General features: G+C 39.3%; 12 protein-coding genes. 7 read left to right on the forward strand and 5 right to left on the reverse strand.

Annotated elements, in window-relative coordinates; translation table 11 throughout:
- Positions 1-15: 15 nt before the first annotated feature.
- The gene (gene gudD / locus POD11_RS01815; RefSeq protein ID WP_262456110.1) at positions 16-1350 is read right to left on the reverse strand and encodes a glucarate dehydratase; all 1335 of its coding nucleotides are present in this window, start codon (positions 1348-1350) and stop codon (positions 16-18) included.
- A gap of 286 nt (positions 1351-1636) precedes the next feature.
- Here gudD and POD11_RS01820 point away from each other — a divergent pair, with 286 nt between their 5' ends.
- The 3 genes from POD11_RS01820 (at position 1637) to POD11_RS01830 (ending at position 5644) form a co-directional block, all read left to right on the forward strand.
- Entirely contained in the window at positions 1637-3001 is a 1365-nt protein-coding gene (locus tag POD11_RS01820; RefSeq protein ID WP_262456111.1) for an MFS transporter, read from the forward strand.
- Positions 3002-3073: 72 nt separating this feature from the next.
- Positions 3074-4621 carry a galactarate dehydratase gene (gene garD / locus POD11_RS01825; RefSeq protein WP_262456113.1) on the forward strand — a complete coding sequence of 516 codons (1548 nt, stop codon included), beginning with the start codon at positions 3074-3076 and terminating at the stop codon, positions 4619-4621.
- A gap of 126 nt (positions 4622-4747) precedes the next feature.
- The gene (locus POD11_RS01830) at positions 4748-5644 is read left to right on the forward strand and encodes a DMT family transporter (RefSeq protein WP_057106428.1); all 897 of its coding nucleotides are present in this window, start codon (positions 4748-4750) and stop codon (positions 5642-5644) included.
- A 15-nt stretch (positions 5645-5659) separates the two neighbouring features.
- Here the strand turns inward: POD11_RS01830 and POD11_RS01835 are convergent, their stop codons facing one another.
- Positions 5660-6730: an AraC family transcriptional regulator gene (locus tag POD11_RS01835; protein ID WP_262456114.1), complete on the reverse strand. Its 1071-nt coding sequence runs from the start codon at positions 6728-6730 to the stop codon at positions 5660-5662.
- A 129-nt stretch (positions 6731-6859) separates the two neighbouring features.
- On the opposite strand from POD11_RS01835, the gene POD11_RS01840 reads away from it, so the two are divergent.
- Complete coding sequence (locus tag POD11_RS01840; RefSeq protein WP_262456115.1) at positions 6860-8320, forward strand: coniferyl aldehyde dehydrogenase; 1461 nt, start codon at positions 6860-6862, stop codon at positions 8318-8320.
- 81 nt (positions 8321-8401) lie between these two features.
- Here the strand turns inward: POD11_RS01840 and POD11_RS01845 are convergent, their stop codons facing one another.
- The 3 genes from POD11_RS01845 to POD11_RS01855 all read right to left on the reverse strand — a co-directional run bounded on the left by POD11_RS01845 (position 8402) and on the right by POD11_RS01855 (position 12592).
- Positions 8402-9865 (reverse strand): amino acid permease, encoded by a 1464-nt coding sequence (locus tag POD11_RS01845; RefSeq protein ID WP_239968816.1) that lies wholly within the window; start codon positions 9863-9865, stop codon positions 8402-8404.
- A gap of 400 nt (positions 9866-10265) precedes the next feature.
- Positions 10266-11360, reverse strand: coding sequence for an arginine N-succinyltransferase (gene astA, locus POD11_RS01850; RefSeq protein ID WP_224992417.1), 1095 nt, complete (start codon positions 11358-11360; stop codon positions 10266-10268).
- Complete coding sequence (locus POD11_RS01855; protein WP_262456116.1) at positions 11357-12592, reverse strand: aspartate aminotransferase family protein; 1236 nt, start codon at positions 12590-12592, stop codon at positions 11357-11359. The genes astA and POD11_RS01855 overlap by 4 nt, the downstream gene beginning before the upstream one ends.
- Before the next feature lie 135 nt (positions 12593-12727).
- Between POD11_RS01855 and POD11_RS01860 the strand changes: the two genes are divergently transcribed.
- The 3 genes from POD11_RS01860 to POD11_RS01870 all read left to right on the forward strand — a co-directional run bounded on the left by POD11_RS01860 (position 12728) and on the right by POD11_RS01870 (position 15707).
- The gene (locus tag POD11_RS01860) at positions 12728-13150 is read left to right on the forward strand and encodes an Lrp/AsnC family transcriptional regulator (protein WP_002120489.1); all 423 of its coding nucleotides are present in this window, start codon (positions 12728-12730) and stop codon (positions 13148-13150) included.
- Between the two features lie 327 nt (positions 13151-13477).
- Positions 13478-14908 carry a gamma-aminobutyraldehyde dehydrogenase gene (locus POD11_RS01865; RefSeq protein WP_262456117.1) on the forward strand — a complete coding sequence of 477 codons (1431 nt, stop codon included), beginning with the start codon at positions 13478-13480 and terminating at the stop codon, positions 14906-14908.
- A gap of 28 nt (positions 14909-14936) precedes the next feature.
- Positions 14937-15707, forward strand: coding sequence for a nuclear transport factor 2 family protein (locus POD11_RS01870; RefSeq protein ID WP_262456118.1), 771 nt, complete (start codon positions 14937-14939; stop codon positions 15705-15707).
- The last annotated feature ends 9 nt before the right edge of the window (positions 15708-15716 follow it).

The following is a 15716-nucleotide window of genomic DNA, read 5'->3' on the forward strand; positions in this document are numbered from 1 at the left end:
AATATCGGTAAAATATTAACGAACCAAACACGGCTTTTTATTATTAAACGACCAATTTGGTATTAAAAATTGCATCGCATCGGCATCATTACGAGCCCCTAAACCTTTTAATTTATACAGTTCATGGGCTTGATTAATTCGATCCCAGTCCAGCTCAACCCCAAGTCCCGGTGCTGTTGGTACCTGAATTTTACCGTCTTTAATTTCAAGCGGCGCTTTCGTTAGCTGATCTGTACCTTCTTGCCAAATCCAATGTGTATCAATTGCCGTAACCTTACCTACCGCGGCGGCAGCAACATGAGTAAACATCGCAAGTGAAATATCAAAGTGATTATTAGAATGCGAACCCCACGTTAAATTGTACATATTGCAGAGTTGTGAAACTCGAACCGAGCCTTCCAATGTCCAAAAATGCGGATCAGCCAAAGGAATATCAACAGCTTGCAATTGGATACTATGCGACATTTCTCGCCAGTCCGTAGCAATCATATTGGTCGCAGTCGGTAGGCCTGTTGCACGTTTAAACTCGGCCATAATTTCACGGCTTGAATAACCTTGTTCTGCACCGCATGGGTCTTCTGCATAGGCCAACACCCCTTTAAGATGTTTACCTAAAGCAATTGCTTCATCTAAAAACCATGCACCGTTTGGATCAAGCGTCACACGCGCTTCTGGAAAACGGCGCGCGATTGCTGTAACAGCTTCAGCTTCTTGTTCGCCCTGTAACACGCCACCTTTTAATTTAAAGTCTTTAAAACCATAACGGTCATAAGATGCTTCTGCTAAACGCTGCACAGCCTCAGGTGTTAACGCTTTTTCATGACGAACTTTATACCAATCATGGTGATGTTGAGGGGTTGTTGCATAGTCTAATGAAGTCTGTTTTCGGTCACCGATAAAGAACAAATATCCTAAAACTTCAACTTCACTACGTTGCTGACCTTCACCAAGCAAACTTGCGACATTCACATTCAAATGCTTACCAAGCAAATCAAGTAATGCTGACTCATAGGCCGTTACAACATGAATTGTGGTACGTAAATCAAAGGTTTGATTGCCTCGCCCACCACTGTCGCGGTCAGCAAAGGTTTGCTGAATTTTCTTGAGTAGATTTTTATATTCGCCAATCGGCTGCCCTTCTATCAGCGCTTTAGCATCATTTAATGTCGCTAAAATTTTTTCTCCGCCAGGAATTTCTCCAACGCCAATATTTCCAGAGTTATCTTCGATAATGAGTATATTACGAGTGAAATAAGGTCCATGGGCACCACTCAAATTGAGCAGCATGCTGTCATGTCCAGCAACAGGAATTGCTCGAATTGATTTAACGATAGGTGTAGAGGTCGCCATTAAAAATACTCCTTGGCATTTTGATACTATTTTTTCATGATCAAAACTTATAAGACATCATACAACTTGTCAATATAAACCCGTATAAAAATTATTTTTCGACCCTACTTGCCAAAATAATATTTTTAATCATATGATGTCATACATCTAAAGACGCGGTTTTAGAACTAGGACTATAGAGTAGATACAAAATTCCGTTTTCTCATCTATTCTATCGATGAATTTGACATGACGTCACCTATTTCACGGATATGCAAATAGGTCGATTATTAAAAAGAGTTTGTATATGGATAATCTGCAAACAAATCTTGCTGCTGTAAATCAGCAACGAGCGAAGCATAATAAAACCCGCTATTACATTTTAGCGATGATTTTCTTAGTCACTTCATTAAATTACGGTGATCGGGCAACCCTTTCAATGGCTGCTGCTCCAATGTCTCAAGAGCTTGGATTAAACTCAGTGACCATGGGCTATATCTTCTCTGCATTTGGTTGGGCTTATGTTATCGGCCAAATTCCGGGTGGATGGTTACTCGATAAGTTTGGTGCTCGACGAGTCTATTTCTGGAGCATTATGCTCTGGTCATTTTTCACGATTCTCTTAGGTTTTGTCGATATTTTAGGTTCTATCCCTCTCATTATCGCATCATTATTCATCTTACGTTTCTTGGTTGGATTATCTGAAAGTCCTGCCTTTCCTGGAAATAGCCAGATTGTAGCAGCATGGTTCCCAACCAAAGAACGTGGAACCGCCGCAGCGATATTTAACTCGGCTCAATATTTTGCCACTGTCATATTTGCACCCTTCATGGGATGGCTCGTTGCCCATGTTCACTGGCAATCTGTGTTTTGGATTATGGGTGGACTAGGCATTGTGATTGCTTTTATCTGGTTAAAAGTCATTTATAGCCCAGAAAAACACCCTACTATTAATTCAAATGAGTTCAAATATTTACAAGCAGGCGGTGCTATTACCAACATGGGTGAAAATCAGCTTAAAGTTGCTGATGAAAACAATAAAATGAATTTTAAAAATATTAAGAAGCTGCTCTCATCTCGTATGCTTTTAGGTATTTTTATCGCTCAGTATTGTATTACCTGTTTAACCTATTTCTTTATTACTTGGTTCCCTGTTTATCTTGTTAAAGAACGCCACATGTCGATTTTAGAAGCTGGTTTTGCGGCTGTATTACCGGCGCTTTGCGGATTTATTGGTGGCGTATTAGGTGGTGTGATTTCCGATAAACTCATCAAGATGAATAAATCTCTGACCTTCTCACGCAAATTCCCCATTATTTTTGGCATGTTGCTCTCAACCAGTATTGTGGTTTGTAACTATGTCAATTCGCAAACAGCCATCTTGTTCTTTATGTCGCTCGCCTTTTTTGGCAAAGGTTTTGGTGCATTAGGTTGGGCAGTCATGTCGGATGTCGCACCAAAAGAAATGGTTGGTTTGTCGGGTGGATTATTTAATACCTTCGGTAATACAGCGGGCATTGTGATTCCTATTGCTATTGGCTACATCATCAACTCGACAGGTTCTTTCAATGGTGCACTTGTTTTTGTAGGCATACATGCTGTCATCGCAATTATTTGCTACCTCTTTATGGTCGGCAAAATCCAGCGCTTCGAGTTAAAACCTACTTCTTAAAAATGCTTCGCTATAACGCTTAAACAAATTATGCGTTATAGCCCTCTCTTCAAATGTATACAAGGAACGATCATGCTGAAGCCTCTCCTCATAAAAATTAGTCCTCTTGATAATGTAGCCATTGTCGTCAATGACGGCGGCTTACCACCCTCTACACATATTGAAGAATACCAACTCATCTTGGTTGATCATGTACCACAGGGACATAAAGTTTTATTAGAGTCATTAAAGCAAGGTGAAGCAATTGTTCGTTATGGCGAAGTTATTGGCTATGCCAATAAAGATTTACCCGCAGGTTCTTGGGTAAATGAAGCCGTTACCCAAATGCCTGAGGCACCTGAGCTAGATGATCTTGAGTTAGCAACTCGTCCTGATCCAAAGCTTCCAGCCTTGAGCGGCTATACATTTAAAGGTTATAAAAATAAAGATGGCAGCGTCGGCACAAAGAATATTTTAGGTATTACGACCAGTGTTAACTGTGTAGAAGGTATTGTCGATTATGTCGTTAAAATTATTGAACGTGATTTACTTCCTAAATATCCAAATGTAGATGGTGTAGTCGGATTAAATCATTTATATGGTTGTGGGGTGGCAATTGATGCACCCGCTGCAATTGTTCCAATTCGTACAATTCATAATCTTGCACTCAACCCTAATTTTGGTGGAGAAATTATGGTTGTGAGTCTGGGCTGCGAAAAAATGCAACCCGAACGACTTTTAAATATTCCTATAGAAAACAAATATATTCCCCTAGCAAACGAAGATATTATTCAGTTGCAAGATGAACGTCATAACGGTTTTGAAAGTATGGTGGACCATATTTTAACCGTGGCAGAACAACACCTTGAAAAGCTTAATCAACGTACTCGAGAAGAAGTTCCGGCTTCTCATTTGGTTGTAGGCATGCAATGTGGTGGGAGTGATGCATTTTCGGGAGTTACCTCTAACCCTGCCGTTGGTTTCGCAGCTGACCTGATTGTGCAATGTGGCGGTACTGTCATGTTTTCGGAAGTTACGGAAGTCCGCGATGGTATTCACTTACTTACTCCACGTGCAGCAAATGAACAAGTTGCCAAGGATCTAATTCGGGAAATGAAATGGTACGATGACTATTTAGCAGCAGGCCAAGTAGACCGAAGTGCTAATACCACACCGGGTAATAAAAAAGGTGGACTGAATAACATTGTAGAAAAAGCGATGGGATCGATTGCAAAATCGGGCCGTTCACCGATTGTAGAAGTTCTCGCACCGGGCCAAAGACCGACAAAAAAAGGATTAATTTTTGCGGCAACACCATCAAGTGACTTTATCTGTGGTACGCAGCAAATGGCATCTGGTATTACCGTTCAAGTATTTACCACAGGTCGCGGTACACCCTACGGATTGGCAGCTGTGCCGGTTATTAAAATGGCAAGCCGAAACAATATTGCAAACCGTTGGTATGACCTGATTGATATCAGTGCTGGCGATATTGCAATTGGGAAGAAAACTATTGAAGAAGTGGGCTGGGAACTTTTTGAACTAATTTTACAAGTGGCTAGTGGCGAAAAACAAACGTGGTCGGACCGTTGGGGTATTCATAACTCACTCGCTGTATTTAACCCTGCACCCGTGACCTAATAAAGTTTAAAAGATGAGGCATATCACCTCATCTTTTTCACATTTCCCATATTAATTACGACACATTTCACCAAAACTTAACATCGCTGCTAAAATAACATCGAAAATTAAGAACTCTATTTCTCTATGCAAAATCAGACTGCTTCAAACCTCCCCTCAACTCAACTTGGAAAAGCCCTGCTTTGTCTTATGACATCGGCATTATTATTTTCCATTATGGGAGTGTGCATTCGTTTTGCCTCACAAACGGTAGACAATGCGACTGTCGTGTTTTTTAGAAATGCAGTGGGTTTATTTATTTTTATTCCGATGCTGTTTAAACAGGGTCTAGACTTTATTAAAACCGATAAACTCTGGATGCATACGTGGCGAAGCCTAGTTGGGCTTGCCGCAATGTATGGTTTTTTCTATGCCATTGCGAACTTAAAGCTATCAAATGCTATGGTTTTTAGTTATTCATCTCCTATTTTTATTCCGCTGATTGCATGGCTTTTTTTAAAAGAAAAAATCACCAAATCGATGATTTTTGCCGCAGTTATTGGGCTCATTGGAGTTTTATTTGTAGCTAAACCCGACCAAGGTTTATTTAACGCATTATCTTTTATTGGCTTGGGTGCATGCTTTTTATCCGCAATGGCTTTTGTCACCGTAAGAGCTCTAACCAGTACAGAGCCGCCTGAGCGTATCGTTTTTTATTTCTGTATTTTTGGTAGTTTAATTTCATCTATTCCAATGTTCTGGCATTGGCGCATTTTCACTTGGCATGAACTAGCTCTACTCATTGCCGCAGGACTTTTAGCTAATATTAGTCAACTGTTTATGTCTTATGCCTACAGCTTGGCACCGGCAGGACAAATTGGCCCAATGAATTACATTGCTATTATTTTTGCAGGAATATGGGGATTTGTTTTTTGGCACGAATTACCGGATCTATTCAGCATTATCGGCATATTTATTATTTTATTTGCGATTTTGCTCTGTAATCCATTTTTGCAAAAAAAGTTGCTCTCTCGATTTAAATAGCAGACAAACCTTATTCTAATTTAGGTACTGTATTCGATACTCATTTGGTGAAATGCCTGTCCAGTGACGATAGGCTTTTCGAAAGTTAGAAGTATCTGAAAAGCCAATTCTCTCAGCAATTTCATCTATGGTTAAAGTTGTTTCTCGCAAATATTCATCGGCAAGACGGCGCCGAGTTTCATCTAATAATTCTTGATAAGTCAGACTAAAACCTGCCAAGCGCCGATGTAAGGTACGCTTTGACATATGTAAGCGTTCAGCCATTTCTTGGGCCGATGGGAAAAGCCCTGTTCCATCCAATAATATTAAACGGATTGTTTTCACCAACTCAGGCTCTTCAAGTTCAGCAGCACCTAGCATCCGCTCACAAAACGACTTACACATATCAGCAGTAATCGGGTTGGCATTTGGACAAGGTACATCGAGCCACTTTAAATCAAAGTGCCATTGCATCACTCCAGCATTAAACTGAACGGGGCAATGAAACACTTTTTCATATTCTTCTGCATAGTCAGGCGCTGGATAGGGCAACAAAAGCTTCTTGGCTTGAAATGGTCCTTCAAGCACACGTTCAATTAAGGTTTGCATGGAGCTAAACCAAAACTCGCACACTAAAGGCAGAAGCTTACCAAGTGCAATAATGTCCTGCCCTTCAAAAATCGCAGCATCATCTCGAATATAAAAAGACTTCTTTAAAATAGGCCCTGCAAGCTTAATGTGCCGAATGCCCAGCTCTACTGCTTGTCTAAAATTACGCGAAGAATATAACGCGTAGCCATACACTCCAAAATCTGACAGCCGCTGCTTTTGCCCTGCACGTAAACCAATGAGCGGATCATGAGATAGCTTTTGAATATTGTGAAATAGCTGAATTTTTTGAAACTGAGAAATATATAAAGAGGATTGGTTCAACGCATCAGGTGAAATATTTGTGCCAGCTAAAACATCTGATATTGAATGGCCTTGCAAACCCATTTCATCAAATAAACTGGTCAAACCTAGCAAATATGTATTGGTACCTAAGGATGTATTATCATAATTTCCTTCGATAATAGCATTTGTATTTTTATAAATATTTTTAGGCATTTAATTCACACCATCCCTAGAGTGACGTGCATAATGGCACTAAACTACCTCTTGTTGTCTCAATTTAACATCGACCATACGACGCTTCAAGCATAAAGTATGATAAGCAAAAGTATGGAAGGAACAATAATGGAACACTCCACTTTAAAAGAATATAGCGGCTCTGCCACTGAACATATGGAACTTATTTTTTCCAAACAACGTGCCAATTTTGAGGCAGATCCATACCCAACTCTTGAAGCACGCCGCACAAAACTGCATCAACTCAAAAAACAAATTATTCGTTATCAAGATGCTTTGGCTGCCGCGATTAATTCCGATTTTAGTTCAAGATCACTTGATGAATCTAAACTATTAGATTTGCTTGGCTCAGTGTTAGAGGCTGATCATGCAATTCATCATTTACGCCGCTGGATGCGCCCAAGTAAACGCCGTACCGAGCTTTTATTTTTATCGAACCGTTTAAGTGTGCAATACCAACCTAAAGGCGTGGTTGGTGTCATTGTTCCTTGGAACTTCCCCGTTTATTTAGCACTTGGTCCGCTCATTGCCGCATTAGCTGCAGGCAACCGAGTTATGATTAAGCTACCTGAAATTACCCCAAATACCAATGCAATGCTTCGACGCATGCTTGCTGAAGTCTTTAATGAAGATGAAGTAGCCGTGTTTGGTGAAGAAATTACAGACCCAGCAAAATTTACCTCTTTACCGTTTAACCATATTGTATTTACAGGTTCTCCTGCCATTGGCAAAGTCGTCATGCGAGCTGCTGCTGAAAACTTAACACCTGTTACACTTGAGTTAGGTGGTAAATCACCTGCAATTGTCAGCCGCAATTACCCACTTGCCGATGCAGCAAAACGTATTACGCATGGTAAAGCGACAAACAGTGGTCAAATCTGTGTAGCGCCTGACTATGCGTTGGTTCCCAAAGAAAGTATTGATGAGTTCGTGGATGCTGCAAAATCAAGTTTTATAAAAATGTTTGGTCAAAACATTGAAAATAATGAGAATTACACCTCGATTGTAAATGACCGCCATTTAAAACGTATTCAAGATATTTTGACCGATGCGCAAGAAAAAGGTGCCCGTATTATTCCTTGCGACACTTATAGCTTTGACCAACAAGGTCGCAGAATGCCTGTACAGATTGTACTGAATTGCACGCCAGATATGCGCATTATGAAAGAAGAACTCTTTGGCCCTATTTTACCAGTGGTAGCTTATGACTCTTTAGATGATGCGATTACCTATGTGAAATCGGATGAACGACCTTTAGCGCTTTATTGCTTTACGCATAGCTCAGTAGAACGCGACCGGATTTTACGTGAAACTCATTCGGGTGGTGTGACCATTAATGACTGGGGCTGGCATGTAGTTAACCATGATGCTCCTTTTGGTGGTATCGGCAACTCAGGCATGGGGTCATATCATGGTGAAGAAGGTTTCCGTGAACTTTCTCATGCAAAAACTGTATTTATTCGCCATAGGTTCTTCCCAACTCAGCTTTTCCACCCTCCTTATGGAACGTTTCTTCAAAAATTAGCAATACGCTTTTTCTTGAAAAAAGGCGATCCGAATATTAAATAAAGAATATAAAAAAAGCCTCATAATGAGGCTTTTTTTATATTCTAAATTAATAAATTTTCTTATAAAGTTACTGTAATTTATTTAAATATAATCAGCTTTTTGTGCTTTCAAAATATCAAGTTGCAACATCTTTTTCTTTTTATATTTATAGGCAATAAATAAACCAATAAACCAGATCGGTGAGCATTCAAGCGCAATTAAAGTGTCATGATCCAAAGCCAAAATTACAATAGTAAAAACTAAAAATAACATGGTCAGCCATGCCATAAATAAACCACCTGGCATTTTATATTGAGATTGAATATGTAACTCAGGAAATTTTTTACGATAAGAAATATAAGAAAGCACAATCAACATAAATGTAAAAATACATAAAATTGAAGTCAGTGCTGAAATAATCGTAAATGCGGTCATTACATTAGGCACAATAAATAAAATAGATGTTCCCGCTGTCACGCATGCCATTGAAAATACTAAGCCTCTAATAGGAACTTTTCTTTTTGACAGTTTACTAAAGCTTTTAGGTGCATCGTTGTCTAACGCTAGACCGTATAACATCCGGCTAGTCGCAAAGATTCCACTGTTTGCAGAAGATAAAGCCGAAGTCGCAACAACAAAATTGATTAAACCTGCTGCAATTGGTAATCCAACTAAAGTAAACATTTCTACAAACGGACTTTTTTCTGGTGAAACCTTAGCCCAAGATGTGACCGCAATAATACAAACCAATGCGCCTACGTAGAATAACAAAATGCGTAAAGGAATAGAGTTAATCGCTTTTGGAAGTGATTTATGCGGGTCTTTGGTTTCAGCAGCAGTTGTACCAACAAGCTCAATACCCACAAACGCAAATATGGCAATTTGGAAGCCTGCCAAGAAACCTGTAACGCCATAAGGAAACATCGATTGTGTTTCAAACAAATGGCTCATTGAAGCCTTAACACCATTTGGTGAAGTAAACCCAGTACCAATTAAATAAATACCAGCCAGAATAAATAGAATAATTGCAGTAATCTTGATGAGTGAGAACCAAAACTCAAGTTCACCGAACAATCGAACGGCCACAAAGTTAAGTATGGTTAAGATGGCCAATGATGTAAATGCCGGAATCCAGACGGGTAAATCGGGATACCAAAACTGCATGTACCCTCCGATTACAATTACATCGGCAATCGCAGTAATAATCCAGTTACACCAGTAGGACCAACCAAGGAAAAACCCCGCCCATGGACCGAGATAAGCTGTTGCAAAATCGGCGAAGGTTTTAAAATTAGTGTTCGCAAGCAACAATTCACCCATTGCCCGCATCACGAAGAAAAAGAAGAAACCAATAATTAAATAGGTTAAAACAATTGAAGTACCCGAAACACTTAATGTTTTCCCGGAACCCATAAATAATCCAGTACCAATTGCACCACCGATTGCGATCATCTGAATATGACGATTTGTCAATGAGCGCTGCAATTTCTCTTCTTCTTGATCAGTCATATGTTGACTACCAAGAAGATCTCCTTCCAGGAACTGCTTTCCTTTATTCTTACTCATGTAATATTTACTCCAATTTATAGCAACCGTCGTAAATGCTTTAATAATAAATAAATTATATGATTATTAATTTAATCCATTAAACCATTCTAAAAATATTATTAAATCACTTAAGACCTTATAAATTCCTTTTTAAAAGCTATCACCTATAACAATAAAAATTATTCATCATTCCTTTCCTTCATTATTATATTAGCCCGCTCTTCTCAATATATTTTCAATAAATACCTAAAATATATAAATTAATTAAATATTTTACTTACTTACCCTTTATATATAGAAAAACAGGCTAATTAATCTCAGCTCAGCGAGCAAGATTGTATTTATCCATATACTCATCTTGCGCTAGCGATAATATATTATTCCTTCTTAAATTTGGTGAAATGTGTAGTATTACTGATTAATTAACAGCCATTCGAAAATGATTAGTCTCTTTGAGCTTCTTTACCACTTCTGGACTCGCAACCTGTTTAACTTGAACACTTAGCACACGAACCAAAGAGCCATTTTCGACATTCAATTGTTTTGCCTGTTCTTTTGTTAACTGCAATATGTTCTGATGAGGCTGGCTATACACAAGAATAGCCCGATAATTTTCATAATCATCATTAGCCACAATGTAAGACTCATCCCCTACAGCGATATTTTGAGGCTGTTCAATTTGAACCGTTACAGACTGACTTTCTTTAATTGCCCGTAAATTTTCAATATCCGCTTGTAGCGTTGCGCCCCCATCAAAAATATCGACATAGCCTTTATAGCGTAGTCCCTCTTCAAGCAGCAGGTTGTAGGCCGGACGAGTATTCGGATGCACAATGCCAATTGCGGCTTTAGCATCGTCAGGTAACATATCGACATAGAGTGGATGTCTTGGCATCAGCTCAGCAATAAAAGCCTTCTGCCCTACACCACTTAAATAATCGGCCTTGGTAAATTCGATATTAAAAAACTTATGACCTACCGCATTCCAAAATGGTGACTGCCCATTGGCGTCAGAATATCCGCGCATTTCGGCAACAATCGTTTCTTCAAAATATTGACGGAATGCTGAGAGAAATAAGAAACGGACTTTAGATAAAAATTTGCCATTTTTATTTAAGCGATAGTCAGGATCTAAAAATAAAGTACAAAGCTCACTACAGTTGGTATGGTCATTACTCAAATATAAAGTCGGTAAAGCGTTATAAACACTTAACGGTTCTGACGCATGCACTTGTGTCCCAACATGGAAGTTATACCAAGGCTCTCTTAACCCAAGTGCCACTTCAATACCGCAAACGCCGACAACTTTGTTGAGTTCAGTATCTTCTAAAACAAATAAGTAAACCTGATCTGCCTTTGGGAGTTCGCCTGCGACTGTTTTACATGCCCGTTCAATCCGAGCAGCAAGCTTTTCCATATTTGGCTGCAAAGAGGTCAAACCAAAACCTGCTTTTTGCGCCAACAGGTAAAGGTCATTAACATCTTTAGGTTCAATATAGCGAATAATCATCATGCTGCTTGTTCATCCTTTTGAATTTCTACAAAGCGAGCAAGCGCACGTTCAAAGCGTTTTAGACCTTCATCAATATCAGCAAATGGAATAATTAAAGATGGCGTAAAACGGATAACATTTGGGCCAGCAATCAAACTCAATAAACCTTCTTCGCCCGCAAGATTATTAATATCTTTTGCTTTACCAGCAAATTCGGCTTTTAAAGCACAGCCAATCAGCAAGCCTTCACCACGAATCATTTCAAAAATTTCATATTTTTCATTTAATTTATTTAAAGCGTTTTTATAGTAGTCATGACGCTCTTTAACACCCTCAAGTACTTCAGGCGTATTAATAAATTCAAATACTGCACCCGCGACCGCACTTGCCAACGGGTTACCACCATAAGTCGTGCCATGTGTACCTACTGAAAAATGTGGGGCAAACTTATCGGTTGTTAACATTGCACCGACTGGAAAACCGCCGCCCAATGCTTTTGCAGTGGTTAACACATCTGGAATAACACCAGAGTTCATGTAGGCATAAAGTGCACCGGTACGGCCAACACCTGTTTGTACTTCATCAAAAATCAGTAAAGCACCGAACTCATCACACAGCGCGCGTAAACCTTTTAAAAATTCAATGTCAGCAGGAATAACGCCGCCTTCACCTTGGATTGGCTCAACAATAACAGCACATGTTTGCTCATTGATCACTGCTTTTGCAGCTTCTAAATCATTAAAGGCAACATGGTTGATACCATTTGGAAGTGGTGCAAAGTCTTGTGAATATTTAGGTTGACCACCCGCTGAAACGGTAAATAAGGTACGACCGTGGAACGCATTATTAAATGCAACGATGCCGCTTTTACCCTCAACACCACTGTCTAAACCAACTTTACGAGCTAGTTTTAGTGCTGCTTCATTGGCTTCTGCACCTGAGTTACAGAAGAATACTTTATCTGCAAATGTATTTTCGGTGAGTTGTTTTGCAAGACGTAGAACAGGTTCATTGGTATAACCGTTACCAACGTGCCAAAGTTTTGTTGCTTGTTCTGTTAAAGCATTTACTGCCACTGGATGCGCATGACCTAATGCGTTTACTGCAATCCCGCCTGCAAAATCGATATATTCTTTATTTTCTTGATCCCAAATACGTGAACCCTCACCACGTACCGGAATGAAATTTGCCGGTGCAAAAACTGGAACCATCCACTCATTAAAATTATTTCTAGAAACTGTAAAATTATTCATCTTATCTAATCCATTAAATTGAATTATTGGGCTTAACTGATGTCCCTATTATTCAAAATCAAATTGATTCAAAAAATTTGTATTTTAGTAAATAATGAATTATTTTTTACCAATTTGATAATTGACAATTACAATATGGATAACATTGATCAAATTATTTTAGGTTTACTTAAAGATAACGCACGGATGTCCGTTACCGAGTTAGCCGAAAAAGTTCACGTTTCACGCGCAACGGTTAAGAAGAGAATCGAATATTTAGAGTCCTCGGGCATCATTACCGGATATACGGTACGGTTTAAACCCAATGCAGAACGCAACGTTATCCGTGCATGGATGAGTATTATGGTTGAAGGTACTAAAGCACAGTCTGTGATTAAAGAATTACGCCTCGAAAGTGCGGTGGAATGTCTGCATAAAACCAATGGCAAATGGGACATTCTGGTCGAGCTACGTTCTGACACCTTAGAAAACTTCGACAAAGTTCTAGAAAGAATTAGAAATATTTCAGGTATTTATAACAGTGAAACCAGTATTCTGCTTGCGAGTCATAAGACCTAATCATTTACTTTAATTTCAAATCATAAAAACGAAATTGATGAGCTAAGCATATGGTTTAGTTCATCAAGTGGCTTTTGATTAGAAAAATTCTGCTCTTGCCTTTTCTCAAAACTATTGAACTATGATGACAATCAACATCTCCTAAAAATTCTCAATAAATTTTTAATTTTTTTTAAATAATCAAATCAAAAACTTAAAATCTAATCTGATTTAAATTCCAACTTTTTTCATCCACTCCCCTTATCAAAGCATTTGACAGAAAATTTAAAACATAATACATATAGTATTATATGTTATATGTTAAAACCTAAGGACAAGGTATAAAAAATGGCTAAAACTCAACTACAACACTTTATTAACGGCGAATATGTTGCTAGCAAAGGATCTGATTACTTCGATTTGGTAAGTCCCGTGACTGGTGAAGTTTATGCACAATCACCGAATGCAACTGAGGCAGAAGTTGATGCAGCTTATGCTGCTGCAAAAGAAGCATTTAAAATTTGGGGACGCACTACACCTTCGACTCGTCAAAAAGCATTATTAAATTTGGCAGATGCTATTGAAGCAAATGCAGAACGTTTAATTGAGGCGCAAAGTCGTAATACAGGTCAGTTAAAACACTTAATTGCATCTGAAGAAGTGGGTGCCTCAGCAGATCAGGTTCGTTTCTTTGCAGGCGCTGCCCGCTTACTCAATGGCACAGCTTCAGGTGAATATTTAGAAGGTTTAACCTCTTCTATTCGCCGTGAACCTGTTGGAGTGGTGGGCCAAGTTACGCCTTGGAACTATCCACTCATGATGGCTGTTTGGAAAATTGCACCAGCTTTGGCTGCAGGTAACACAGTGGTACTTAAGCCAAGCGATACGACGCCTGAAAGTACACTTTTACTTGCAGAAATTGCTGCGCCATTTTTCCCTAAAGGCGCATTTAACGTAGTATTAGGTCAGGCTCAAGTGGGTTCAAAAGTTGTATCACATAAAACCCCTGCTCTTGTTTCTATTACAGGTTCGGTTCGTGCTGGATTACAAGTTGCAGCTTCTGCCGCAGCAAATTTAGCGAAAGCTCATCTTGAGCTTGGTGGTAAAGCGCCTGTGGTCGTTTTTGAAGATGCTGATCTTGATAAAGCAGTTGAAATGATTGCTTTAACGGGCTATTTCAACGCAGGGCAAGACTGTACTGCAGCAACACGTGTGATTGTGGCTGAATCTGTTCATGATGAATTTTTAGCTAAGCTCGTTGAAGCTGCAAAAAATACCCGTTTCGGTGAACCTGATGATCAAGATGCACTTTATGGTCCGCTTAACAATGCCAATCAATTAAAAAATGTTAAAGCCTTCATTGACAACTTACCTGCTCACGCCAAAGTTGAAACAGGCGGTAAACAAGCAGACCGTCCAGGCTTTTATTTTGAACCCACTGTTATTAGTGGCTTAAAACAACACGATGAAGCCATTCAAAATGAAATTTTCGGACCAGTCATTACTGTTCAGAAATTTACAGATGAAAATGATGCGATTGAAAAAGCCAACGACGTTGAATATGGCCTAGCTTCAAGTGTTTGGACCACAGATCATGCCCGTGCAACTCGTCTGTCTCGTGAACTCGATTTCGGTACAGTTTGGATTAACACTCATATTCCTTTAACCGCAGAAATGCCACACGGTGGTTTCAAAAAATCAGGTTATGGTAAAGATTTATCTGGCTACGGTTTTGAAGAATATACCCGTATTAAACATGTGATGAGTTCAAACGAATAATAACAATGAACTTTGAAAGGAGATCAAAATGAATAAACAAGAAATGAAAGACTTGGTGACTAAAGCCCATCACGAGCTATTTAATTTGCACGACACCACTGCTCTGGACCGTTATTTTTCTGAAGACTTTATAGAGCACTCACCACTGGTTGCAAATGGTCTTTCAGGCCTTCGCCAACTGGTAGAAGACTGCCCCGACATGCAACATGAAGCTGTACGTGTATTGGCAGACGGTGACTTGGTCGCAATTCATGGCCGCTTTCAAGGTCTAGATGAAAACCCTTTAGTCGGTTTTGATATTTATCGAGTGAAAAACGGCAAAATTGTTGAACACTGGGATGGACTTGTGGCAGAAGCTGCACCGAATGTAAGTGGTAGAACGCAGTTAGATGGACCAACTGAAATCGTCACTCATCATGATGCAGAGAAAAATCGTGAGATTGTGACCTCTTTCTTTAAAAAGTCATTAATTGATGGCAATTATGAAGCTTTTAAAGAATACACCCACGACGATCAGTTCATTCAACACAGCCCAGATATTGGCGATGGTGTTAAAGCAGTAATTGATTTTTTGAACAATATCCGTAATGAAGGACAAGGTTTGGTATACTCCAAAACGCATCGCTCCATTGCTGATGGTCAATTTGTCTTGACACATTCTGAAGGAAGTATTGCCGGAAATCGACATGCCTATTTTGAATTATGGCGTGTAGATAATGGCAAAATTGTTGAACTTTGGGATGCAATACCAGCTGTGCCTGAAGATGAACAGGCAGTCCATCAATATGGCGTGTTTTAATCATTTATC

This window comes from Acinetobacter sp. P1(2023) (genome assembly GCF_028367635.1).
GTDB classification, from domain to species: Bacteria; Pseudomonadota; Gammaproteobacteria; order Pseudomonadales; family Moraxellaceae; genus Acinetobacter; species Acinetobacter pittii_E.